Below are 23,749 nucleotides of genomic sequence, written 5' to 3' on the forward strand. Positions count from 1 at the left end.
ATCCATTGAAATTAAAAAGTCTATATAATTTCTTAGAAAATGTCTTTTCTTTATTTTCAGTGAAAGTAATAGATTTGGCCATTGCTATATGGTTAATTCCGTATTTAATTTTAAAAGTAGGAATACAAAACTATGGTTTGTATGCTTTTGCAATTGCTTTAATGTTCTTTTTTATGAATATCTCTAATTATGGTTTCGATTTGGTTGCTGTAAGAACATTAGCAAAAGAAACAACTAAAAACAATAAGCACATCAATACAATTTTTAATGAAGTGCTATCGGTTAAAATCTATATCATTGGTTTTTTATTGTTGGTATTACTGCTCTTAAATTTAGTACAGCCAAGTTTTAGAGCCCATAGCATACTCTACCTTTTCGCTTCTTTTTTATTGCTTAGCGATTTGTTTTCTTTACGGTGGTTTTTTATTGGTGTAGAAAAAATGAAATTTTTACCCGTTATAAACTTGTTAGCAACACTTATTTATGCATTGCTGGTGCTTTTATTTATTAAGCAACCTACAGATTATATTTATATTATTTTATTTGAAGCCATTGGTTTAATTGTAGCAGGTGTAATTAGCTTTTCGTATGTGTTAAATGAATACCAGTTAACAATTAAGTTGCTGCCTTTTAAAAAAGTAATGCGCTATGTCTATCTTAACTTTAGTTCCTTTATTAATTTATTTGTACCTTCTGTACTTTCAAATGTAGCGGTATTGTTGGTGGGCTTTTTTAGTATTTCTACCCATGTAAGTTTTATGCAATTGGCTGTTAAATTTTCAAATGCTTTTGCTACGCTAAATGCTATTTTAGCAAAGGTGTTTTATCCTATTGTAAACAGAAATAAAGAGGTAATGAAAACATCGTTTACGGTGCTACTAATTACAGGAGTTTTATTATCGCTTGCTATGTTTTTTAGTGCAGATTATTTAATAGCACCTTGGTTAAAGTTAGAAAGTGAAGCAGCGATATTACAAGTAATACAGATTATTAAAATACTGAGTCCTACACCTTTTTTAATGTCGCTTATTGCTGCATTTGGTGTAAATGGTTTGTTGGTATTAGAAAAAGATAAATTATTTGGTAAAATTACAATTATTACTACGCTTATAGGTGTAGTAGTAGGAGTGGTTTTATTGGTGAATAATAATTATTTAGGTGGGGCATTATTTTTATTAACTGCCAGAGGATTGTATGCCTTAGCTTCCTATATATTGTTTAAAAAGACTAAAAAATATTAAATTTTGAAATCTATTATTTTAAATTTTAATAAAAGTGTTGTTTTGGTATTGTTACTTGCTTTAATGTCTGCAATTATCATATTTTCCAATACAGGTACTCAATACAGCTTTAAGGTGTTGTTATTGTTTTTTACAATAAGCACCATGGCTTTGTATGGAGTTTTTTTGTTGAAAGATCAAGTAGCTTTTAGCTTAAATAAAACATTCAATATCTTTTATTATTTCTTTTTTGGTTTGGCGCCTGCAGTACAGTATAAATTTGAAAATTCATTTTTTAATGCACCTAAATTCAACGATTCAGATTATTTAAAGACAGGTTGTATATTACTAGTTATTTTATTAGTGTATTTAATAGGCTACAATCTATGTTATAGGTTTTTTGAAAAACTAACACTAAAAAAAGAGACTTTATTTAAGCAGAAAGAAGCATTGTGGTGGTATTATTTAGTAGCTATTGGAGCTTTTGTTTTAACCGTACTGATTGTAAAATTTAATTTTGAAGTTTTATTTTTAAGACCTCCAGCTAATTTTCTAAAAATAAATACAAATTTTGGGTTGATTGGTTATTCAATATTATTAATTGTTAGGGCAGTTCCTATAATTGTATTGTTGCGCTATATATTAATTGATGGTTGTAATCGAAAACATATAGTTATACTTGGTGTTATAGCGTTACTTACGGCATTTCCATTTTCATTGTCAAGGGGTATTGCCGCAGCTTATTATATTCCTTTTTTTGTGTTGTTATATCCCATACGGAAATCAAAATATGCGTATGCTGTCAGTTACTTTATAGGTGTGTTTTTAATTTTTCCCTTATTAAATGTTTTTAGAAATTCAAATAGTGGATTTTCTTATGGTATAGCAGCGTTTAAAACAGGACATTTTGATGCTTTTCAAAATTTTTCATTATTAATTAAAGAAGATATTATTACAGGTGGAAGGCAATTAATTGGAGCGCTATTATTTTTTGTACAAGAAACTACTTGGTCATCTAAGCCTCCAGGAACAGGAACTTTATTAGCAACAAGCTTAAATTTTAATCATACCAATGTGGCTATGCCTTATTTTGGAGAAGGCTATGCTAATTTTGGGTATTTTGGTATTGGATTATTTTTAGTGCTTATTGTAATTTTAAACGCTTACTTAGATACAAGCTATCGGCATAAAAAACAAACATTGTTTTTAAAAATAGGCTATTTGTTTTTATTGGGTTTTGAGTTTTATTTGTTGAGAGGTGATTTAAGTAGTTCAGTAAAAAAAGGAGTAAGTTTTTTGTTAGCATTAATTTTAGTTCATTTTTATATAAAAATAATACGAAAAATAACGGAAACAATTTTCAATAAAATTTAAAAATGAAAAAGAAGTTAATTAGAATTACAACAGTTCCACTTTCTTTAAAAATATTATTGAAGGGGCAGCATCGCTTTATGTCGCAATTTTATAAGGTGCTTGGTGTTTCTTCTCGTGGTTCAGACCTACAAGAAGTAGCAACTAAAGAAGGTATTGCTGTTGCTGAGGTTGAAATGACCCGTACTATTGCGCCCTTAAAAGATCTGGTTTCTTTGTGGAATTTTTATAAGCTTTGTAAAAAAGAACAACCTTTTATAGTACATTCACATACGCCAAAAGCTGGAATTATTGGTATGTTAGGCGCAAAGTTGGCAGGCGTACCACATAGATTGCATACCGTTGCAGGAATGCCGTTGTTAGAAGCTACAGGTTTTAAACGTACACTTTTAAATATTGTTGAAAAACTAACTTATAGTTGTGCTACAAAAGTATATCCGAATTCAAAAGGTTTAGAAAAAATTATAAAAGCAGAAAAGTTTGCTAAAACTGAAAAACTAAAGGTGTTAGCCAATGGGAGTTCAAATGGAATAGATACTTCATATTTTAATAACGAGCACTTTACAAGTTCACAAAATGAAGCTTTAAAGCAACAATTAGGCATTGAAAAAAACGCCATTGTATTTATTTTTGTGGGCAGGTTGGTAGGCGATAAAGGAATTAATGAGTTGGTAGCAGCGTTTAAAGAGTTGTCCGTTGACAGTCAGCAAGCAACAAGCAACAAGCAACACCCAAAATTATTATTGGTAGGTCCTTTAGAAACAGCTTTAGATCCGTTATTGGAAGAAACGCAACAAGAAATTTTAAATAATAAAAATATAATATCAGTAGGTTGGCAACACGATGTACGTCCGTATTTTGCTATTTCCAATGTATTGGTGTTTCCAAGCTATAGAGAAGGTTTTCCAAATGTAGTGCTTCAAGCTGGTGCTATGGCATTACCAAGTATAGTGACTAATATTAATGGCTGTAATGAAATTATTGAAGAAGGTAAAAATGGTTGGATTATTCCAGTAAAAGATAAAGACGCTATTTTAAAAGCAATGCAGCATTGTTTAGTAAATGAAGCTAGTTTTAATATAATAAAATCCAATGCTAGAAAAATGGTTGAAACTAGGTATGAACAACAAGTGGTTTGGAATGCTTTATTAGAAGAGTATGAAGGGTTGGTTTAGAGGTTGTTTTGCAAATGTTATTGTGAGAGCGTGTTTGTAGTGTACGTCATGCTGAATTTATTTCAGCATCTGTCACAATCAAACCAAAATCATGCTTCTAGTAAACATCATAAGATCCTGAATCAATTCTGCCTATCGGCAGGTTCAGGATGACGTTACTTAAAAACTAAGTCAAAATAAAATCGTCATGCTGAACTTGATTCAGCATCTGCCACAAGTAAACCTAAATCATGTTTCTAGTTAACATCATAAGATCCCGAATCTAGTTCGGGATGACGTTCTTTTAATTCGTCATGCTGAACTCGTTTCAGCATCTGTCACAATCAAACCTAAATCATGCTTCTAGTAAACATCATAAGATCCTGAATCAATTCTGCCTATCGGCAGGTTCAGGATGACGTTACTTAAAAACTAAGTCAAAATAAAACCGTCATGCTGAACTTGATTCAGCATCTGCCACAAGTAAACCTTAATCATGTTTCTAGTTAACATCATGAGATCCCGAAATCGAAGATTCAGCGGAGCTAAACAAGTTCGGGATGACAGTCTTTCACTTCGTCATGCTGAACTTGATTACTTACTATATTTTTTTGTTTTATTGCTGGAGTTCGTGAACCTGCTGTTTCAGCATCTTTCATCTGTTTGTTACGTCCGTTATGCTGAATTTATTTCAGCATCTGCCACAATCAAACCTAAATCATGTTTCTAGTAAACATCATAAGGTCCTGAAATCGAAGATTCAGCGGAGCTAAACAAGTTCGGGATAACGGTTGCCAATAGCTTACAAGAAACTTTATGACTTTATAACTTTTTCATAATTCAAAATATAGATGTCATTCCTGCCTTTCGACTCCGCTCAAGATAAACTCCGGCAGGAATCCATACTCAGCTTCTGAAAACTAACAAGTTTATAAATTAAAAGTGTTATTTTATGTATTAGAATTCGTGAATCTATGGTTTCAGTAGCTTTACCAAATTAAATCAAATTACTCGTTCATTTTTTCCATCGATGAAAAACGAACCAAAAAATCTAGGCTTACGAAACTGTATCTAAATATTTTGTTCAACATCTAAATTTTAGGAACTCGCCTTTAAAAAATTTAGTAAGCTAGTATAATTGGTTTGGCTCAAACAGCCTAAAATTTTACGATGTCTTCACGTCATATTTTACGATACACCTTCGATATGCCGGGTTAAACTTTCGATTAAAATAATGTTATGCTGAACTTGATTACTTACTATATTTTTTTATTTTATTGCTGGAGTTCGTGAACCTACGGTTTCAGCATCTTTCATCTGTTTGTTACGTACGTCATGCTGAACTTGATTCAGCATCTGCCACAAGTAAACCTAAATCATGCTTCTAGTAAACATCATGAGATCCCGAACCAAGTTCGGGATGACGGTCTTTTAATTCGTCATGTTGAACTCGATTACTCACTATTCCTTTTTATTTTAATATAGCAAAATCCATATAAAACCCCTAAATTTACCTCAAAAAAAGTGTACAAAACATACTTTAAAAGAATACTAGACAGCATACTTGCATTTATCGGATTGCTAGTGTTATCCCCAATTTTAGTAGTTATTGTAGTGTTGTTAGCACTTGCTAATAAGGGAAAACCATTTTTTTTTCAAGTACGTCCTGGATTAAACGAGCGGTTGTTTAAAATAATTAAGTTTAAAACAATGACCGATAAAAAAGATAACTCAGGTAAATTATTACCCGATAAAGAGCGTTTAACTAAAATAGGTAGTTTTGTACGTAAAACATCGTTAGATGAATTGCCACAGCTGATAAATGTATTAAAAGGAGATATGAGTTTAATAGGGCCTAGACCCTTATTGCCAGAATACTTACCTTTATACTCGAACGAACAAAAAAAGCGTCATCAGGTAAAGCCAGGAATTACAGGTTGGGCACAAGTAAATGGTAGAAATGCTATTAGTTGGCAGCAAAAATTTGAATATGATGTTTGGTATGTGAGGCATTTAAGTTTTAAATTAGATGTGAAAATTGTAATAAAAACAATTAAAAAAGTAATAAAATCTGAAGGTGTTAATGCGAGCTCAACCGTAGCAATGAGCCGATTTAAAGGAAACAATTAGTTATGTATTTATATGGAGCAAGTGGTCATTGTAAAGTGATAATCGATAGTATAGAATCTTCAACGTTAAAAAAAATTGATGGTATTTTTGATGATAATACAACCATAAAAGAATTGTTATCGATACCCGTTTTTGATTATGATACTTTTGATAAAGAATTGATTGATGAGTTAATTGTAAGTGTTGGTATTAATAGCGTTAGAAAGTTTATAGTCCAAAAATTACAAGCTAATTATGGTACTGTAATACATTCAAAAGCTCATGTTTCTAAATATGCTTTTATTGATAAAGGGACTGTTATTATGGCTAATGCAGCGGTAAATGCAGCAGCTAAAATAGGAAAACATTGTATTGTTAACACGGGTGCTATTGTAGAACATGATTGTGAATTGGAAGATTTTGTACATATTTCTCCAAATGCCTCTTTAGCAGGAAATGTAAAAATAGGAGAGGGCACTCATATTGGTATAGGCGCACAAGTTATTCAAGGAATTACTATTGGGAAATGGGTTACTATTGGAGCTGGAACTGTTGTTATTAGAGATATTCCCGATAATGGCTTGTATGTTGGGAATCCTGCTCGGGAAATTAAGAAGTAGGAGTAACTCGTCATTGCGAGAGCGTGTTTGTAATGTAATGAAAAACACAACTGCGGCAATCTGTTACTTAAAATCTTAATTGGAATAAAACCGTCATGCTGAACTTGGTTACTCATTATGCTGTTTTATTTTATTACTAGAGTTCGTGAACCTGCGGTTTCAGCATCTTTCATCTGTTTGTAGTGTACATCATGCTGAACTTGATTCAGCATCTGCCACAATCAAACCTAAATCATGCTTCTAGTTAACATCATAAGATCCCGAAATCGAAGATTCAGCGGAGCTAATCGAGTTCGGGATGACGGATGGAACTCATTTGTTCATTTTTCCATCGATGAAAAACGAACCAAAAAAATCTAGGCTTACGAAACTGTATCTAAATATTTTGTTCAACATCTAAATTTTAGGAACTCGCCTTTAAAAAATTTAGTAAGCTAGTATAATTGGTTTGGCTCAAACAGCCTAAAATTTTACGATGTCTTCACGTCATATTTTACGATACACCTTCGATATGCCGGGTTAAACTTTCGATTAAAATAATGTTATGCTGAACTCGTTTACTCACTATGCTGTTTTATTTTATTGCTGGAGTTCGTGAACCTTCGGTTTCAGTAGCTGTTTGTTACGTCCGTCATGCTGAACTTGATTCAGCATCTGCCACAAGTAAACCTAAATCATGCTTTTAGCTAACATCATGAGATCCTGAAATCGGAGATTCAGCGGAGCTAATCAATTCTGCCTGTCGGCAGGTTCAGGATGACGTTACTTAAAAACTAAGTCAAAATAAAACCGTCATGCTGAACTTGATTCAGTATCTGCCACAAGTAAACCTAAATCATGTTTCTAGTTAACATCATGAGATCCCGAACCAAGTTCGGGATGACGGTCTTTTAATTCATTAAGCTAAACTCGAGTAATCACAGAATTTAACATCAAGTTGCGATACCAATTAAATAAATGTATTTTTGCAATTCTAAAAAATTAAGTATGAGTTTAACAAAAGAATTAGAAAAGCGTAGCGGTGCTAAATGTGAATTGTGTGGAGCAACAGAAGATTTAAATGTTTTTGAAGTAGCACCATCAAAAGAAAGTATTGCTGCTTGTAAAGTGTGTATAGATCAAATTGAAAATCCAGATACTGTAGATGTAAACCATTGGCGTTGTTTAAACGATAGTATGTGGAGTGAAGTTCCAGCTGTTCAGGTTGTTGCTTGGAGAATGTTAACACAATTACGTGCAGAAGGTTGGCCTCAAGATTTATTGGATATGATGTATTTAGATGAAGAAACTCTAGAATGGGCTAAAGCAACAGGTATTGGTGAGGAAGAAGATGAAAATAAGGTAGTGCATAGAGATGTAAATGGTGTGGTTTTACAAGCAGGAGATTCTGTGGTTTTAATAAAAGATTTAAAAGTAAAAGGGTCTAGTATGGTTGCCAAACAAGGAACAGCTGTACGTAGAATTTCATTAGATCGTGATAATGAAAAATATATTGAGGGTAAAGTAGGGCCTACTCAAATAGTAATCATTACAGATTATGTAAAGAAAATATAATAGCGATAAGAAGTTATTCTAAGTAAAAGCTGTTTAAAAGGTAAAATTTTCGTCAACCTAAATTTGATTACTCATCCATTTCTTATTTTTTAATAAGGAATTTATGAATCTTCGATTTCAGGTTCTCATAATAATTGATTATCAGTATAATGAGATTCTGAAATCGTAGATTCAGCGGAGCTAAATAAATTCAGAATGACGGGTTTCTTTACTTTTTAGACAGCTTCTTTTTTTATTTACTCATTTCAGCAAAATATTTATAAAATAATGGGATAGTTTCAATTCCTTTTAGGTAGTTGAAAACACCAAAATGTTCATTTGGAGAGTGAATAGCATCGCTATCTAATCCAAATCCCATTAAAATAGTTTTACTTTTTAATTCTTTTTCAAACAATGCAACAATTGGGATACTACCACCTGAACGTTGTGGTATTGCAGGTATTCCAAAAGTTTCTGTATAAGCTTTGTTAGCAGCTTTGTATCCGATATTATCTATTGGAGTTACATAACCTTGTCCGCCATGGTGTGGTGTAACTTTAACAGTTACAGCTTTTGGAGCAATACTTTCAAAATGTGTTTTAAAGAGTTCGGTTATTTCTTTCCAATCTTGATTAGGAACTAAGCGCATTGAAATTTTAGCATAAGCTGAGCTTGCGATAACCGTTTTAGCACCTTCACCAGTATAACCACCCCAAATTCCATTAACATCTAAAGTAGGTCTAATAGAATTACGTTCGTTAGTTGTATAACCTTTTTCACCATAAACGTCATCAATATTTAAGGCGTTTTTATAAGCTTCTAAAGAAAATGGCGCTTTTGCCATTTCTGCTCTTTCTTCTAAAGATAATTCTTCAACCTTATCATAAAAACCAGGAATTGTAATATGATTATTTTCATCGTGTAATGAAGCAATCATTTTGGTTAATATATTTATAGGATTTGCAACAGCACCACCATAAAGTCCTGAATGTAAGTCTCTATTAGGGCCAGTAACTTCAACTTCAACATAACTAAGACCACGTAAACCAGTAGTTATAGAAGGTTGGGTGTTAGAGATCATTCCTGTATCAGAAATTAAAATAACATCATTTGCTAATTTTTCTTGATTGCGTTCTACAAACCAAGCCAAACTAGAAGAACCAATTTCTTCTTCACCTTCAATCATAAATTTTACATTACACGGTAGGTTGTTGTTTTGGGTCATGTATTCCAATGCTTTTACATGCATATACATTTGGCCTTTATCATCACAAGCACCACGAGCAAAAATAGCACCATCAGGATGTTTATCGGTAGTTTTAATTACAGGTTCAAATGGAGGTGAAGTCCATAAATCAATTGGATCTGCAGGTTGCACATCATAATGGCCATATACTAAAACTGTTGGTAAATTAGAATCAATTATTTTTTCACCATAAACAATTGGATATCCAGGTGTTTCACAAATTTCTACTTGGTCGCATCCAGCTTTTAAAAGAGCTGTTTTTACTGTGTCTGCAGTATCTAAAACATCTTGACTATAGGCAGAATCTGCACTAATTGATGGTATTTTAAGTAACTCGATAAGTTCGTTAATAAAGCGGTCTTTATGTTCACTAACGTACGATTTAATATTTTTCATTAAGATTATAATTTGTTTATTCAAAAATACATAATTTTATTCGGATTTTAAGTGTAATAAAAAATATTGAAAAACTGCTTTGCAATTTTAAACTATTGTGTATATTTGCACCCACAATAACTAAAGCGGGCGTGGTGGAATTGGTAGACACGCTAGACTTAGGATCTAGTGCCGCAAGGTGTGAGAGTTCGAGTCTCTCCGCCCGCACAAAAGCTCTTCGATATCGAAGAGCTTTTTTTATGGGTGATTTTTGTTGAAATACCGATTGTTGTTTATGGGTAATTGTTGTTAAAGCATTGGCATTGCGTCAGGTTCAACTTGTTTGTGTACTATCTTTTTTTATTGCTGGAGTTTGTGAATCTGCGGTTTCAGTAGCTGTTACAATTAAACCTAAATCATTCTTTTAGCTAACATCATAAGATCCTGAAATCGAAGATTCAGCGGAGCTAATCGAGTTCGGGATGACGGATGGAACTTATTTGTTCATTTTTTCATTGATAAAAAACGAACCAAAAAATCTAGGCTTACGAAACTGTATCTAAATATTTTGTTCAACATCTAAATTTTAGGAACTCGCCTTTAAAAATTTAGTTAGCGAGTATAATTGGTTAGGCTCAAACAGCCTAAAATTTTACGATGTCTTCACTTCATATTTTACGATACACCTTCGATATGCCGGGTTAAAATTTCGATTAAAACAATGTTATGCTGAACTTGATTACTCGCTATACTTTTTTATTTTATTGCTGGAGTTCGTGAACCTGCGGTTTCAGTATCTGTCTCAAGTAAACCTAAATCATGTTTCTAGTTAACATCATGAGATCCCGAACCAAGTTTGGGATGACGGTTGCCAATAGCTTACAAGAAACTTTATGACTTTATAACTTTTTCATAATTCAAAATATAGATGTCATTCCTGCGGAGGCAGGAATCCATACTCAGCTTCTGAAAACTAACAAGTTTATAAATTAAAATGTTATTTTATGTATTAGAATTCGTGAACCTACGGTTTCAGCATCTGTCCCTAAAGAAGCCCAATTATCATTTAGTTAATATCTTGAGATCCCGAAATCGAAGATTCAGCGGAGCTAATCGAGTTCGGGATGACGTTCGTTTAATCCGTTATGCTGAACTTGATTCAGCATTTGATTTAGATTTTAGTAAGCTGAAACTAAAAGCGTAAATATCATCTTTATATTTTTGATATAATTTTCCAAAAGCCCTTTCATTGCCATTCGACAATTGCTTCACTAAAAGATAGTCCTCATTATTTCGTTCTTTCTTTATCAATTAATATGAGATTTTAATATGCGTAAAGATTATTTTCAATAAATCAGTTATTTTGTTGAAAAAAATTCAATAATAAGTGCAAATGTGTGAATTTTTCAGATAGGGTATTTGTTTTTTTTTAAAGTTTAACTCTAAAAACTAGTAGTTTTTTAATGAAAATTGCATTGATATAAATTTTTAACGTCCTTTTTTTAAATGTAATTTACCATTTAAAGTTTGTAATAATTGTGTTTTTTATAGTTAATAGCTATTCGTTTAATATTCACATTATTTTTTTTAAACTGATTCTAAATTAGAAAAATATTTAAAATTTAAATAGGGTTATTTACAGCTATAAATTTATTGTTTTAACTAATTTAACTGCTTGTTTATTAGTTTTTTGAATTTTAAAATGTTTATTTGTTTCCGTTAAATGGAATTACTTTTTGTTGACAAATTATTTTTTTATTAGCTATTTTTTAATTTCTATAATTTTTTTGATTTTTTTAATCAAAAAATATGTATTTTAGCAACTAAATTAATAAACGTAAAAAAGACATTTATTATTAAAAAATGGAATTGATGGATTTAAATGAGCAACATTACAACTTAACAATTAATTCACCTGGTAGAATTAATTTAATTGGAGAACATACAGATTATAATAATGGATTTGTACTTCCAACAGCAATAGATAAAAAAATTCAGTTTAAATTTAAGAAAAATGGAACGGTTGATACATGTAATGTACATAGTAAAAACTTTGATACTAGTTTTACTTTTAATTTAAGCGATGTAAAACCAAGTGAGCAACAATGGGAAAACTATATTTTAGGTGTAGTTTACGAAATTCAACAGCTTTCAGATAAGTTAGAAGGTTTCGATTGTATTTTTAGCAGCGATATTCCTGTTGGTTCAGGTATTAGTTCTTCAGCGGCTTTAGAATGTGGTTTGGCTTTTGGTTTAAATGAATTATTTGAATTAGGATTGCCAAGAATTACACTTGTTGAAATTGGACAAAGAGCCGAACATAATTATGTAGGTACAAAATGTGGTATTATGGATCAATTTGCTTCAGTAATGAGTAAAGCAGGTCATGTAATTTTATTAGATTGCCAATCTTTAGAATATGAGCATGTGCCAATTCATATAAAACCATATAAAATATTATTATTAAATACCAATGTGTCGCATAATTTAGCGGATGGAGAATACAATAAACGTAGAAGTTTATGTGAGCAAGGTGTAGCTATTATTCAGGAAAAATATCCTAAAGTAGCATCTTTACGTGATGTTTCTTCAGAAATGTTAGCCGAATTTAAAGAAGTATTTACGGAAGATATGTACAATAAATGTACCTATGTTGTTGAAGAAAAAACACGTGTTTTAAATTCTGTAGAAGCATTAAAAAACGATCAGCTAGAAGTTTTAGGAGCAAATATGTACGCAACGCATAACGGTTTATCAAATTTATATGAAGTAAGTTGTGAAGAATTAGACTTTTTAGTAGATTTTTCTAAAAATTACGATACTATTATAGGCGCTCGAATGATGGGAGGTGGCTTTGGTGGTTGTACAATTAATATTATTCATGAAGATGCAGTCGATTCTTTTATAGCTGCTGCTTCAGAAGCTTATTTTAAAAAGTTTAATATTAAATTAACTGCTTTTGAAGCCAATCCAAGTGAAGGGACAGCAATAGAAGCATAAATAATGGAGATCTAACGGGTTATTTTAAAATAATAGTTAATGTTCATAATAAATTAAAGAAAATAACTAAATTCGTCTGGTCAAAAATTACAGAAACTAAACATAAAAATGAATACATTAATTAAACTACACATATCATTATGACAACACATTTCGAATCTTGGGATTACCTCATTTTCATTGCCTATGCAGTTTTAATTTTAGGAGTGGGATTATGGGTTTCCAGAGATAAAAAAGGGCATGAGAAGAATGCCGAAGATTATTTTTTAGCAAGTAAAAGTTTACCTTGGTGGGCTATTGGAACCAGTTTAATTGCCGCAAATATTTCGGCAGAACAATTTATTGGAATGTCTGGTTCGGGGTTTGCTTTGGGATTAGCAATTGCATCTTACGAATGGATGGCAGCCATTACTTTAATTATTGTAGGGAAATATTTCTTACCAATTTTTATTGAAAAAGGATTGTATACCATTCCAGAGTTTGTTGAAAAACGATTTTCAACTAATTTAAAAACGATTTTAGCAGTATTTTGGATTGCTTTATATGTATTTGTAAACTTAGCATCAGTACTATATTTAGGTTCTTTAGCTTTAGAAACTATTATGGGAATACCAATGATGTATGGAGTTATAGGTTTGGCTTTATTTGCTGCAGCGTATTCTTTATACGGTGGACTTTCGGCAGTAGCTTGGACCGATGTTATACAAGTTGTATTTTTGGTTTTAGGTGGTTTAGTAACTACTTATATTGCTTTAAATACTGTTTCTGATGGAGAAGGTATTATTGCAGGTATGAAAACCGTTTATGAAGCTACACCAGAACGTTTTACAATGATTTTTGATGAATCGGATAAATACTACGATATGTTGCCAGGAGTTGGTGTTTTATTAGGTGGTATGTGGGTAGCTAATTTATATTATTGGGGTTTCAACCAATATATTATTCAAAGAACTTTAGCTGCTAAATCTTTAAGAGAATCTCAAAAAGGTATTTTATTAGCTGCGGGTTTAAAATTAATAATACCTGTAATTGTTGTAGTTCCTGGTATTGCAGCGTATGTTATGGTGAATGATCCTGCAATTATGGCGAGATTAGGAGCTGATGGCTTACATAATTTACCAACTTTAGAACAAGCTGATAAAGCATACCCTTGGTTATTACAATTTTTACCAACAGGTATGAAAGGTGTTGCTTTTGCTGCATTAGCAGCTGCAATTGTGTCGTCTTTAGCGTCTATGCTAAATTCTACTTCAACCATTTTTACAATGGACATTTACAAACAATATATCAATAAAAATGCAAGTGATAAACAAACTGTTAATATGGGGAGAATTTCAGCTGCTGTAGCTTTAATTATTGCTTCTATAATGGCTCCTCTTTTAGGAGGAATTGATCAAGCATTTCAATTTATACAAGAATATACAGGAATAGTAAGTCCTGGTATTTTAGCAGTATTTATGTTAGGGTTATTTTGGAAAAAAACTACAAACAGAGCAGCAATTATTGGTGCATTAGTTTCAATTCCAATTGCTGTTGCATTAAAATTCACATCAATGCCTTTTATGGATCAAATGGGGTATACTGCTTTATTAACAATGGTAGTAATTGTAATTACTAGTTTAATTCAACATAAAGGAAAAGATGACGAAAAAGGAATTGTAATTACAAAGCAATTATTTAAAACAAGTCCAGTTTTTAATATTGGAGCTTTTGCAATTATGTTAGTTTTAGTAGCATTGTATTCAATATTTTGGAATTAATAATACTAGATTATTAAATTAATAGGTTTAAAGAGTTGGCGAAAGTCAACTCTTTTTTTGTATCAGAAATTTTAAATTTCTTATTTAAAAGCTATAGTGCTGATGGTTGTTAATTATTGTACAAGTTGTAAAAGTGGTCAATCAACAAAACCTAACAAGTTTTAAAACTTATTAGGTTGTAGTTGTAATGTTGTTTAAATCTTATTGATAAAAAAAACCTACCAATTTCTAGTAATGTGTGCCTTTATTACTTCTAGAGCTATTATAATCTGTGGCATTAGTTAGCTTAGTAGGGCTAACAATAGGCTTGGGCTTTTGTGTCGTTTTTTTAGAGGTAGTACTGCTGGCTTTTTTTCTTAAATAAGAACCATTATCTGTTTGTTTGGTATCTTTTACATTAGTGGTTCCACTGTTTACTATTGAAGTTCCAGTTTTGGTGTTGTTACTTGTTTTTGCAACTTTTGTACTTAATTGTGCTTTCTTTGCGATAGCATCAACCGGTTTTCCTTAGTTTATCTTGTTGCTACTAGAAAGATCAGATTTGTTTTTATAATAAGTATATCCTTTTCTTTCGGCTTGTTTTGTTTGTGAAAAAGTAATCTAAAAAGCTGTTTTTAAAAATTCCAATTTAGATAATTGGTAGAAGTTTCTAACTTGTTTTCTATAGTATCTTCTAGTTCTGGGAAGAAATCAACTCCTGTAAGTTCTTCTATTTTATCTATAGGAGTTACAAATTTATACAGTGCTTTATCAGAATCTTCATGAGGAATTAAAAAAGCTATAGCTTTAATTTCAGGTTCTTGAAAATCTAAAATAATCTTATAAAAATAATTTGGAACAGTTACTTTTTCACTTCCAATAGTTTTGGTTGAATTTTCTAAAATACCACCTGTAACAACATATAAATTTTTATATTTTGTAGCCCAATATCTTGTTTTTTGCTCTAATCTGTTCCAAATACCAGCATTAAACTGATGTTCTTGTGGTGAAATATTACTGGTTAAAAAGGTTTCGTTGTAGGCAGATTTTGAAAACTTTCTGTCTGCAGCAGGACATAAATGTCCTTTGTCGTATCCAGAATTTGAAAAGTTTTTATAATGGGCACTTTCAGTCTTAACCTTTGAGTCTTTTTCGAAATAAGGGCGTTTAAAATTGGTAGAAGAAATATGCGAATCTTTTAAAATATAAGCAACCCATTCTGCTTGTTCATGTTTTTCATTATAAGAAAGCGAATAGTTATTGTGATGAACTATTTGTCCGGTTGTTGAACTTGGTAGAAAATTAGTTGTATTTATAGCAAGCTCATCTGCGTTATTGCCAAAACCTTCAAAATCATAATTATCCCAAATAAAAAATAGGATGGCAAAAAATACAGTTACAAGTGTGTAAATAGTTTTCCTATTTTTCACTTTTTAATGGTATTTCTTTAAAGTTTTCGGTTTTTGGTAAATCTTCTAGAATCTTAACAAATTCTGCAGGAGGAGTTGTTAGTCTTCGTTTATATAGGTCTATCCATGCTCCATAAACTTTTATTTCAGCAGAAAGTACCCCTTTTTGATTGAATATTTGGTGTTTAAAACGCCAACGTTCAATTCCTTTAGAAACACCTTCTAATTCCATTTTAACAGTAATGTTTTCGCCAATATGAATTTCTTTTAAAAAAGAAGTTTCTTCTTTAAATAAAATTGGACCAATATTTAGTTTGGCAAATTCGTTAATAGATAAACCGTGTTCTTGAAAGTAGCGAACTCTAACTTCAGCAGCATAATCGTTATATGCTGTATGTCTCATATGTCTGTTTGGGTCAAAATCTGACCATTTTGTATTAAAGGTAACTTCGAAATTCATGTACTATTTTTTTTTGAGAGTGCTAATTTAACAAAGTAAAAAATATGCTAAGAAATTTTTAGGTTCTTTTTTATAAAATTAGTTTTTATTTAACATTTTGTTTTTACTATACGTTACTCTATGTTTATAGTTAAATATGTTGAATTTTTTCTAAAAAATCTTTCCGTCTGGCTTTAGCAATAGGTAATTTATCGTTGTTATTTAAAATAACATAACCTTCATTTAAAAAATCGGACACATAATTTAAATTTATAAAATGAGATTTATGGATAGAAAAAAAGTTGTTTAGTTTAGGTGAATTTGAAAATTTACCAATGCTGTACGAGCTAAGTATAGATGAATTTTTAAGCACAATTTTGGTGTATCCATCAATACCTTCAAACCTAATAATTTCTGAAGTTTTAATAAAACTTAACCCTTTTTGTGTTGGAATTACAATGGTTGAGTTTCCGTTTGAAATTAGGTTTTCTAATAATTGTCTATTTTTTTCTAAAGCAGTTTTTTGTTCAATGTTTTTTATAGCATTGTTTATGGCATTTTTTAACTCATCATTATCAATAGGTTTAACTATATAGCCAATGGCGCAATGTTTTATGGCATCAATAGCGTATTGGTTATAAGCGGTTACAAAAATGATTTCGAAATTTGGATTTTCAATTTTAGAAAGTAAATCTAATCCGCTTAATACGGGCATTTCAATATCTAAAAATAACAATTGTGGGTGGTTATTATTAATTTCTTCTAATGCCAATTTTGGGTTTTGAAATTTATGCGTAATAGTTACTTGTGGAAAATATTTTTCAACTTTTAATGCTAAACTTTCCAGAGCATTTTTTTCATCATCAACAATTATAGCAGTTGTTTTATTCATTTTTTTTAAAAGTTAGTTTTACGCAAGTTCCACCATTATTTTCAATTTCGTAAATATTATAAGTTACAAACCACTCGTGTGATTGGTTTAGTAAATGTATGCGATCTTTAATAATATCGCTAGATTTAGAAATGTGAGTTTTTATAGATTGGTCTTTAATTTGTTTTGCTTTTTTTAATCCAATACCGTTATCTATAATTTCAACAGTATATTGATTAATTGCCTGATGTTTAAAATTTATTACAATAGTTCCTTTTCCTTCATTGTGAAATAAACCGTGGTTTACAGAGTTTTCTACAATAGGTTGTAAAAGCATTGAAGGAATTTTTTGATCGTTTAAATTAAGGCTTTTATCAATATTAAATTTATAATTAAACTCATCTCCAAAGCGCATTTTTTCAATTTCTAAATAGTTGTTTAATAATGAAATTTCTTGTTCTAGAGAAATAAATTTATCTCGTGAGAAATCGAAGAATTTTCTAATTAATCGTGAAAACCGAACCAAATATTTTTCAGATAATTCAATTTCATTTTTAGTAATATAGTATTGAATAGAATTGAGTGAATTAAACACAAAATGAGGGTTCATTTGCGAACGTAAGGCGTGTAATTCGTATTCAGCTAATTTTTTTTGAGCATTTATTTTATTCGTTTTTTTAGTAAGTTCTCGGTCTCTAATTTTAAATAAAATTAAAATTAAAGTTCCTAAAATAAGAAAGAAGATTAAAAATTTAGAGATAGTACGTTGATACCACAACGCTGTTATTTGAAAACTATAATTTTCTGAATAGTTGTTGGCTTTTACTTCTAAAGTGTAATTATTTGGTTCTAAATCAGTAAAATTAATGTTGTTAGAATTAGTAGTAATCCAATTTTTTTGAACTGGATGTAATTTGTATTGATATGTAAAATCTTTATTGTTTTCATTAAAATTTATACTAGCAATAGAAAACGTTGTATTGTTATCTTTTATGTATTTAAAAGTACGTTTATGGTTGTTTATTTTGCTACCGTTATAAGCTGCTTTTTCTATGTAAATTTTTAAAAATTGAGAAATGTTTTTTTGGTCTTTTGGCAGAATTACAACGCCATTGTTAGTGCTAATAAAAATTTTATTTTTATGTATTAATACGTCATTTATATTATTTGAAGGTAAACCGTTATTGGCATTTATAATGGTTTCTAATTTATAGTTAGTGTATCTGTAAACACCTTCATTAGTAGCTAACCAAAGCTGATTTTTTTCTACAAAAGCATTTTCAACAATTAAAAAATCAGAATTTGGTAAACGATTTATTGTTTTTAAGTCGGTAATAAAACTTCCAAAGCCATCAGTATTTAATAAAAGGAGTTTTTCTGAAATATTGTTGATAGATAAAATAGATTTTTCAAAGGCTTGATTGGTGAAATTTATGCTCTTAATGGTGTCGTTTTTAAATTCTTTTAATCCATTATTGGTGGCTATCAATAATCGGTTTTTGAATTTAATAAGGAAATTACAACCCGATTGGTAGAATTCTTTTTCAATTTCTAAAGTTGAGGCGTTAATTCTATTTAATCCGAAGGGGAAAAGACCGTATAAATTATTTTTAAAATATACGATATTATAGGATAATGGATTGGTAATTAGCCTAGTATTTCTATAGTCAATAGTTTTTAAAACATTATTTTTTAGAGTGCTAATAGTAAATTTTGAAGGGAAAAAAGAAGTGTTTAACTCTTTAATTTCCGTTGGTTTATAAGGGTAGTCTTCTATTTTTAAAAATTGTTCGAAACTATTTATTTTAGAATTAAATTTATAAAAACCTTTATTATAAATATTGGTATAAAGGTCGTTATTTATAATGCTAAATTTACCCGTATTTAGATTATTTAAATATGTTATATTTCTTTTAACATAGGGTAATTTATAAATTCCATTAGAAAAAGTAGCGAGCCAAATAGTATTTGTTTTATCTACAATTGCAAAATGGGAGTCTATGTGCTTAGGAAACAAATAAGCATCTTTTATATGTAGCTCTTTGTCTAAAAAACCTACAAAACCAGTTCCAGAGATTTGAATTTTATTATTAATTATATTTATTCTAGCATGTTTTGCCTTTTCTAAACCTTTTTCATCTTTAAAGGTTGAAAACCTTAGTTTTAAGGTGTTTAAATTAAGGATTAGATAATCATTTTCAGTAACCCAACAATAAAGAGAATCATTTAATTGCTTTCTTCTTGCTAATACGTTTATATAAGGTTTATAAGTGAGTTTTTTTATTACTGAATTTTTATGATCAATTATTTTTAGGGTATCTTGAAGTTTTGTAAGGTTTAAATACTTTACACTAGGATGCTTAATATTTATTCGATCTCTAGACCCTATATTATTCAGAATAATTTCCCATTTATTGTTTTTCAATGCAAAAGTTTTGGTTGGTCCGGTGGGATATATCTTTTCTCCAATTTGACTAGAAAAAATAGGATTCATAATTTCTCCTTCATTTTTAGTTGGAAAAGAAAATACACTATCGTTTTCTATATATCCTAACTCTGTAGTTTTTGTTATGTACCACACTTTAGAATCGGGTGTTGTAAATGCATCCCAAACATCATTTTTTGGAAGTCCATTTTTAGTTGTAAAGTTTTTAAATTCACTACCGTTATATCTAACCATTCCTTTATCGGTTAAAAACCATAGAAATCCTTTTGTGTCTTGCCGGATAGTATAAATGTGATTACTTGGTAAACCATCTTTAATAGAATAATTGGTAAACTGTTGCGCAAAAGAAAAACTCCACATAACTAAAGTGAAAATTATAGTAATATGGAGTTTAAGATTTTTCAATAGGTTTGGTAAAATAGTTTTAAGATTTAAATATACTATTAAATCAGTTATAATTGTATGTTCTTAAGTTGTTAATAAAGCTTAGGTTTAAATTATTTCATCAATAAGACCATCACAATCGTTGTCAATACCATCTTTTATTTCTTTTGTAAAAGGATGTACTTTAGCATTGTTATCATCACAATCTAGGTTGTTGGTTACACCATCATCTGTAGCTGCAAAATTTTGAGATCCGTAACCATCTCCATCTTCATCTATATAGTATTCAACAATATCAATTTCACCATCGCAATTATCATCTATATCATTTCCTCTAATTTCATCTGCTTTTGGGTTTACACTTGCATTGTTATCATCACAATCACCAGCAAACCAAGAATAACCATTTGGGGCATTATCGTCAAAATTGTCAACTTCAATAACCACCGGATTATCTGGGTTTCCAAAACCGTCTTCATCTTTATCTACATAAAAAGTAATTGCTATTTGTCCATTACAATCTTCATCAATTAGGTTGTCAGGTATTTCTGTTGCTCCTGGATATACATCGGCATTTGTGTCATCACAATCAGTGTAATTTTCAACATAACCATCTGGGATAGGGTCGCTAACTTGAAATGCAGTTGAATTTGCTGTAGAATCTCCAAAGCTATCATTATCATTGTCTGGATAATAGTAAGCAAAGCCATCATTACATGCAGGCCCAATTATAAATACAGCTATTAAAAGTAATGTTACGGGAATGCCAATTTTTAAAATTAATTTTTTCATTTTTTAGTTATTTAAGTTTATTTTATTTTTAGTTTTTAATTTTATATATAAGACTGACGCAGTAATTAATATGAGTAAAGCAATGAATTGTGAATGCGATAGGATGTTCTCAAAAATATAACCTCGATTGTCTCCTCTAAAAAGTTCTAAAATAGCTCTGCTTATTGCGTAGAAAACCAAGTAGAACAAGAAAATTTGTCCGCTAAATTGTTGGCGTTTTTTTATTATAAGTAAAATAATAATTAAGATAATTAGTGTAATTGCTTCGTATAATTGTGTTGGATGTACCGTTGTATTATGTGTGGTTGGAAAAACCATTCCAAAACTGTTATTTGTTGGAGCCCCATAACAACAACCGGCATTAAAGCAGCCTATTCTACCAATTGAATGTACAATTAATGTGGTAATTGCTAGAATATCTAACATAGGTAAAATGCTAATTTTGTGCTTTTTTAAATACCAGATTACAAAGGGAATAATAGTTACAAATGATCCGTAAAATACAAAACCACCTGAAAAATTATTGAGCATTAAATGTGGGTTATTCAAAAAATACAATGGTTTTTCTAAGTAGTAAAATAATTTTCCGCCAATAAACCCAGCGATAAAAATTAGATAGAAAAATGAATTTGGTAAGTTAGCAATATTCATTTCTTTTTTTGCGCGCCATTTAGTGTATAAAGCTGCTACTAGAGTACCTGAAGCAATACAAAAAGCGTAGGTGTAGATGGTAACTTCTTGTATATTGAGAAAGTTAGATAAAAATTCAGGTAGATGAAAAGTAAATAGCTGCGGGTACATATATGTTTATAAAATTTATATAAACCTACATAAACTTTCTCCTTTTAAAAATAGGGGTTTGATGAACTCTAAGTTTGGTTAGATGAACTAAAAAAAGAAGCTTTCTGAAAAAAATCAAAAAGCTTCTCAATTTCTCTAAAAAAAATAGAGAGGTTTAATTAATGCTAACTGTTTCACTAACTTTAGATTTTCCACCGTCTGTAGTTACTACTTTTATTGCGTAAGCTGGGGATTTACTTGTTAAACGTTCTTTAAAAATTAATTCTCGGGTGTTTTTGTATTGCACCAAGTTTCCATCTTTATTCTCCTTGTAAATTACATACAAGGTTTCATTATTATGAAATTTGTATTTCCAGCTTAGAGTTATTTCATTTTTATCTTGTGTAACTTTTAAATCTTCAACAGGCGGACGTACACCTGTATCATAAGGTTTTCCCATTACAGGAACTGCAAAATCAGATTTGTTATCACTATCGTCTATTGCTTGTAATGAATAGTAATAGCGCGTTCCTTTTTCTACTTTTTTATCAATATATATTTTTTGATCATTTTGAAGTTGAGCTAATTGTTCCCATTCATCTTTAAGATTTAATTTTCTGAAAAGAATCTGTTGTTTTACATCTCTACTTTTACTTAAAGCAAACTCTAAATTCACAAAATCTTCACCTACTTTTACCCTTTTAAATACAGGAGTGGTTGGCGGAATAATATCGGGTCTCTTAACTTTTAATATTTCTGAAAATTCAGAAGTGTTATGGTTAAAATCTAAAGCTTCAGTTCTATAATAAATATACGGAGTTAAAGATTTAAGTGTAACAGTGTCTAAAAAAACTGTTTGAACTTCATTTTGGAGACTATCTAACGATAAAAACCCTTCTTTTATAACAGAAAACTCGTGCTCTGGACTGTTAGAGCGGTACAAACGATATCCCATTAAATCTGTTTCTTTATTTTTTTGAATATTTACAGTAACTACGCCTAATGAGTCTATTTTTCCATCAATAAATATTGGTTTTACAGGAGGTACAGAATCTATAAGTGTTACTGAAATTGGAAAAGATGAACTTACGTTATTTGCGGTATCAAGCGCTTGTACTAAATAATAATTACTTTGTCCTTTTATAAAGCTTTTGTCTATAAATTTTCTAGCTGAGCTTGGTAGTAATTTATCGTTTATTAACGAAAAATATCCATCGCTTTTATCGGATCTTGAAATTGCGAAACCTTTAAAATCCGGCTCAATAGGGTTATTCATTTCCCATTCTATATGAACTTCATCTGGTTTAGCATGTTTTGGTTGTTTTAAAAACGGTTTTTGAGGAGGTGTTAAATCTCTTGGCATTCCGGTAACTTCAGCAAATTTTACGCGTTCTCCAAAAATAGTTTGGGCATAAAATCTATAGGTGTATTTTTGATAATTCACCAAACTATCTTCACTAAAACCATTGTGTTTTACGCCTTCATAAGTTTTTCCTCTTACGGTATAAATAGGAGCATTATTTAGTTTTTTAAAAACACCATTTATTTCTCGTTCAACATCTACACCTGATAAATCTGGATGGTCTTCCCAAACAAAGCCTAATTGTGAATCTCCAGTTTTAATATATACTTTGTTTTTATATTGATTGTTATTAATTGTTGTTTGAATGCTAACAGGTATGGATTTAATTTCATAAACAGCAGAGTTTTCAACTAGTTTTACACGGTAGGTGTATTTTTTTCCAGTTTCAATAGTTTTGTCTATATAAGCTAAACCAAGTCCTTTAGCGGCATTAGCATTTTTTATAGCTGTTAAAATAGAAACCATAAATTGAAAATCTTCATCTGCTTTTTGTTGTTTTAAATCTGCAATACCTTTTGAAAAATCAAATTCTCCACCAGTTTTTTCCTGACTTGAAATATAAAAATCTTGAGATATTTCAATCTGAATTTTTTCATCTTCTGTTTTTGCTTCTTGAAGGGCTTCTAGCCATTCATCTTCAGAAAAAGGAGTTGTTTTTACAATTTCAATAAAGTTTTCAGAATTCCCTTCGGCTCTTTCTAGAATAAATCCACCTTGAAGTCCTAAGTCTAAGGTTTTTTTTCTGTCAGGAATAAAGCGTAATTCTACACCGTTAGTAGTATAACGTGCGGCGGCTTTAATTTCACTAATTGGGTTTTCTTGTGCATTTATTTTAGTACTTCCAAAAAATAAACTAATGATTAATATTATATATTTTGTGCTTTTCATAATTTTCATT

Annotated in this window: 16 protein-coding genes and 1 tRNA gene; 9 read left to right on the forward strand and 8 right to left on the reverse strand. The window is 30.4% G+C overall.

Features of this window, described 5'->3' with window-relative positions:
* Positions 1–5: 5 nt before the first annotated feature.
* The 6 genes from MHL31_RS14840 to MHL31_RS14865 all read left to right on the forward strand — a co-directional run bounded on the left by MHL31_RS14840 (position 6) and on the right by MHL31_RS14865 (position 8,028).
* A complete protein-coding gene (locus tag MHL31_RS14840; RefSeq protein ID WP_256451648.1) occupies positions 6–1,241 on the forward strand; it encodes an oligosaccharide flippase family protein in 1,236 nt (411 codons plus the stop codon).
* A gap of 3 nt (positions 1,242–1,244) precedes the next feature.
* Positions 1,245–2,594 (forward strand): hypothetical protein, encoded by a 1,350-nt coding sequence (locus MHL31_RS14845; protein WP_240226739.1) that lies wholly within the window; start codon positions 1,245–1,247, stop codon positions 2,592–2,594.
* Between the two features lie 2 nt (positions 2,595–2,596).
* A complete protein-coding gene (locus MHL31_RS14850; protein ID WP_240226741.1) occupies positions 2,597–3,766 on the forward strand; it encodes a glycosyltransferase family 4 protein in 1,170 nt (389 codons plus the stop codon).
* Between the two features lie 1,503 nt (positions 3,767–5,269).
* A complete protein-coding gene (locus MHL31_RS14855; protein WP_240226742.1) occupies positions 5,270–5,875 on the forward strand; it encodes a sugar transferase in 606 nt (201 codons plus the stop codon).
* 2 nt (positions 5,876–5,877) lie between these two features.
* Entirely contained in the window at positions 5,878–6,474 is a 597-nt protein-coding gene (locus MHL31_RS14860) for an acetyltransferase (RefSeq protein WP_240226744.1), read from the forward strand.
* A gap of 987 nt (positions 6,475–7,461) precedes the next feature.
* On the forward strand, positions 7,462–8,028 hold the full coding sequence (locus tag MHL31_RS14865; RefSeq protein WP_240226745.1) for an alkylphosphonate utilization protein: 567 nt from the start codon (positions 7,462–7,464) through the stop codon (positions 8,026–8,028).
* A gap of 232 nt (positions 8,029–8,260) precedes the next feature.
* Here MHL31_RS14865 and MHL31_RS14870 read toward each other — a convergent pair whose 3' ends face one another.
* The gene (locus tag MHL31_RS14870) at positions 8,261–9,649 is read right to left on the reverse strand and encodes a dipeptidase (RefSeq protein ID WP_240226747.1); all 1,389 of its coding nucleotides are present in this window, start codon (positions 9,647–9,649) and stop codon (positions 8,261–8,263) included.
* 125 nt (positions 9,650–9,774) lie between these two features.
* Between MHL31_RS14870 and MHL31_RS14875 the strand changes: the two genes are divergently transcribed.
* From MHL31_RS14875 to MHL31_RS14885, 3 genes are all read left to right on the forward strand, one after another.
* A tRNA-Leu gene (locus MHL31_RS14875) sits at positions 9,775–9,856 on the forward strand.
* 1,635 nt (positions 9,857–11,491) lie between these two features.
* Entirely contained in the window at positions 11,492–12,628 is a 1,137-nt protein-coding gene (gene galK, locus MHL31_RS14880) for a galactokinase (protein ID WP_240226748.1), read from the forward strand.
* A gap of 140 nt (positions 12,629–12,768) precedes the next feature.
* Positions 12,769–14,388 (forward strand): sodium/sugar symporter, encoded by a 1,620-nt coding sequence (locus MHL31_RS14885; RefSeq protein WP_240226750.1) that lies wholly within the window; start codon positions 12,769–12,771, stop codon positions 14,386–14,388.
* Between the two features lie 614 nt (positions 14,389–15,002).
* On the opposite strand, the gene MHL31_RS14890 is transcribed toward MHL31_RS14885, so the two are convergent.
* The 7 genes from MHL31_RS14890 to MHL31_RS14920 all read right to left on the reverse strand — a co-directional run bounded on the left by MHL31_RS14890 (position 15,003) and on the right by MHL31_RS14920 (position 23,739).
* Complete coding sequence (locus MHL31_RS14890) at positions 15,003–15,797, reverse strand: DNA/RNA non-specific endonuclease (RefSeq protein ID WP_371824126.1); 795 nt, start codon at positions 15,795–15,797, stop codon at positions 15,003–15,005.
* Complete coding sequence (locus MHL31_RS14895; RefSeq protein WP_240226751.1) at positions 15,787–16,236, reverse strand: thioesterase family protein; 450 nt, start codon at positions 16,234–16,236, stop codon at positions 15,787–15,789. The genes MHL31_RS14890 and MHL31_RS14895 overlap by 11 nt, the downstream gene beginning before the upstream one ends.
* A 130-nt stretch (positions 16,237–16,366) precedes the next feature.
* Positions 16,367–17,107, reverse strand: coding sequence for a LytTR family DNA-binding domain-containing protein (locus tag MHL31_RS14900; RefSeq protein ID WP_240226753.1), 741 nt, complete (start codon positions 17,105–17,107; stop codon positions 16,367–16,369).
* A complete protein-coding gene (locus tag MHL31_RS14905; RefSeq protein WP_240226758.1) occupies positions 17,100–19,937 on the reverse strand; it encodes a histidine kinase in 2,838 nt (945 codons plus the stop codon). The genes MHL31_RS14900 and MHL31_RS14905 overlap by 8 nt, the downstream gene beginning before the upstream one ends.
* Positions 19,938–20,024: 87 nt before the next feature.
* On the reverse strand, positions 20,025–20,708 hold the full coding sequence (locus MHL31_RS14910; RefSeq protein ID WP_240226760.1) for a putative metal-binding motif-containing protein: 684 nt from the start codon (positions 20,706–20,708) through the stop codon (positions 20,025–20,027).
* Between the two features lie 3 nt (positions 20,709–20,711).
* On the reverse strand, positions 20,712–21,509 hold the full coding sequence (locus MHL31_RS14915; protein WP_240226762.1) for a prolipoprotein diacylglyceryl transferase: 798 nt from the start codon (positions 21,507–21,509) through the stop codon (positions 20,712–20,714).
* Between the two features lie 154 nt (positions 21,510–21,663).
* Positions 21,664–23,739, reverse strand: coding sequence for a fibronectin type III domain-containing protein (locus MHL31_RS14920; RefSeq protein ID WP_240226763.1), 2,076 nt, complete (start codon positions 23,737–23,739; stop codon positions 21,664–21,666).
* Between the last annotated feature and the right edge of the window lie 10 nt (positions 23,740–23,749).

It is taken from the genome of Lutibacter sp. A80 (assembly GCF_022429645.1).
Taxonomy (GTDB): domain Bacteria; phylum Bacteroidota; class Bacteroidia; order Flavobacteriales; family Flavobacteriaceae; genus Lutibacter.

What these genes read in the sequence shown, in the direction of transcription:
- MHL31_RS14850 (WP_240226741.1), top strand. Translation starts at nt 2,597, where the DNA reads ATGAAAAAGAAGTTAATTAGAATTACAACAGTTCCACTTTCTTTAAAA.
- MHL31_RS14860 (WP_240226744.1), top strand. Translation starts at nt 5,878, where the DNA reads ATGTATTTATATGGAGCAAGTGGTCATTGTAAAGTGATAATCGATAGT.
- MHL31_RS14865 (WP_240226745.1), top strand. Translation starts at nt 7,462, where the DNA reads ATGAGTTTAACAAAAGAATTAGAAAAGCGTAGCGGTGCTAAATGTGAA.
- MHL31_RS14870 (WP_240226747.1), bottom strand. Translation starts at nt 9,649, where the DNA reads ATGAAAAATATTAAATCGTACGTTAGTGAACATAAAGACCGCTTTATT.
- galK (WP_240226748.1), top strand. Translation starts at nt 11,492, where the DNA reads ATGGAATTGATGGATTTAAATGAGCAACATTACAACTTAACAATTAAT.
- MHL31_RS14885 (WP_240226750.1), top strand. Translation starts at nt 12,769, where the DNA reads ATGACAACACATTTCGAATCTTGGGATTACCTCATTTTCATTGCCTAT.
- MHL31_RS14895 (WP_240226751.1), bottom strand. Translation starts at nt 16,236, where the DNA reads ATGAATTTCGAAGTTACCTTTAATACAAAATGGTCAGATTTTGACCCA.
- MHL31_RS14900 (WP_240226753.1), bottom strand. Translation starts at nt 17,107, where the DNA reads ATGAATAAAACAACTGCTATAATTGTTGATGATGAAAAAAATGCTCTG.
- MHL31_RS14910 (WP_240226760.1), bottom strand. Translation starts at nt 20,708, where the DNA reads ATGAAAAAATTAATTTTAAAAATTGGCATTCCCGTAACATTACTTTTA.
- MHL31_RS14915 (WP_240226762.1), bottom strand. Translation starts at nt 21,509, where the DNA reads ATGTACCCGCAGCTATTTACTTTTCATCTACCTGAATTTTTATCTAAC.
- MHL31_RS14920 (WP_240226763.1), bottom strand. Translation starts at nt 23,739, where the DNA reads ATGAAAAGCACAAAATATATAATATTAATCATTAGTTTATTTTTTGGA.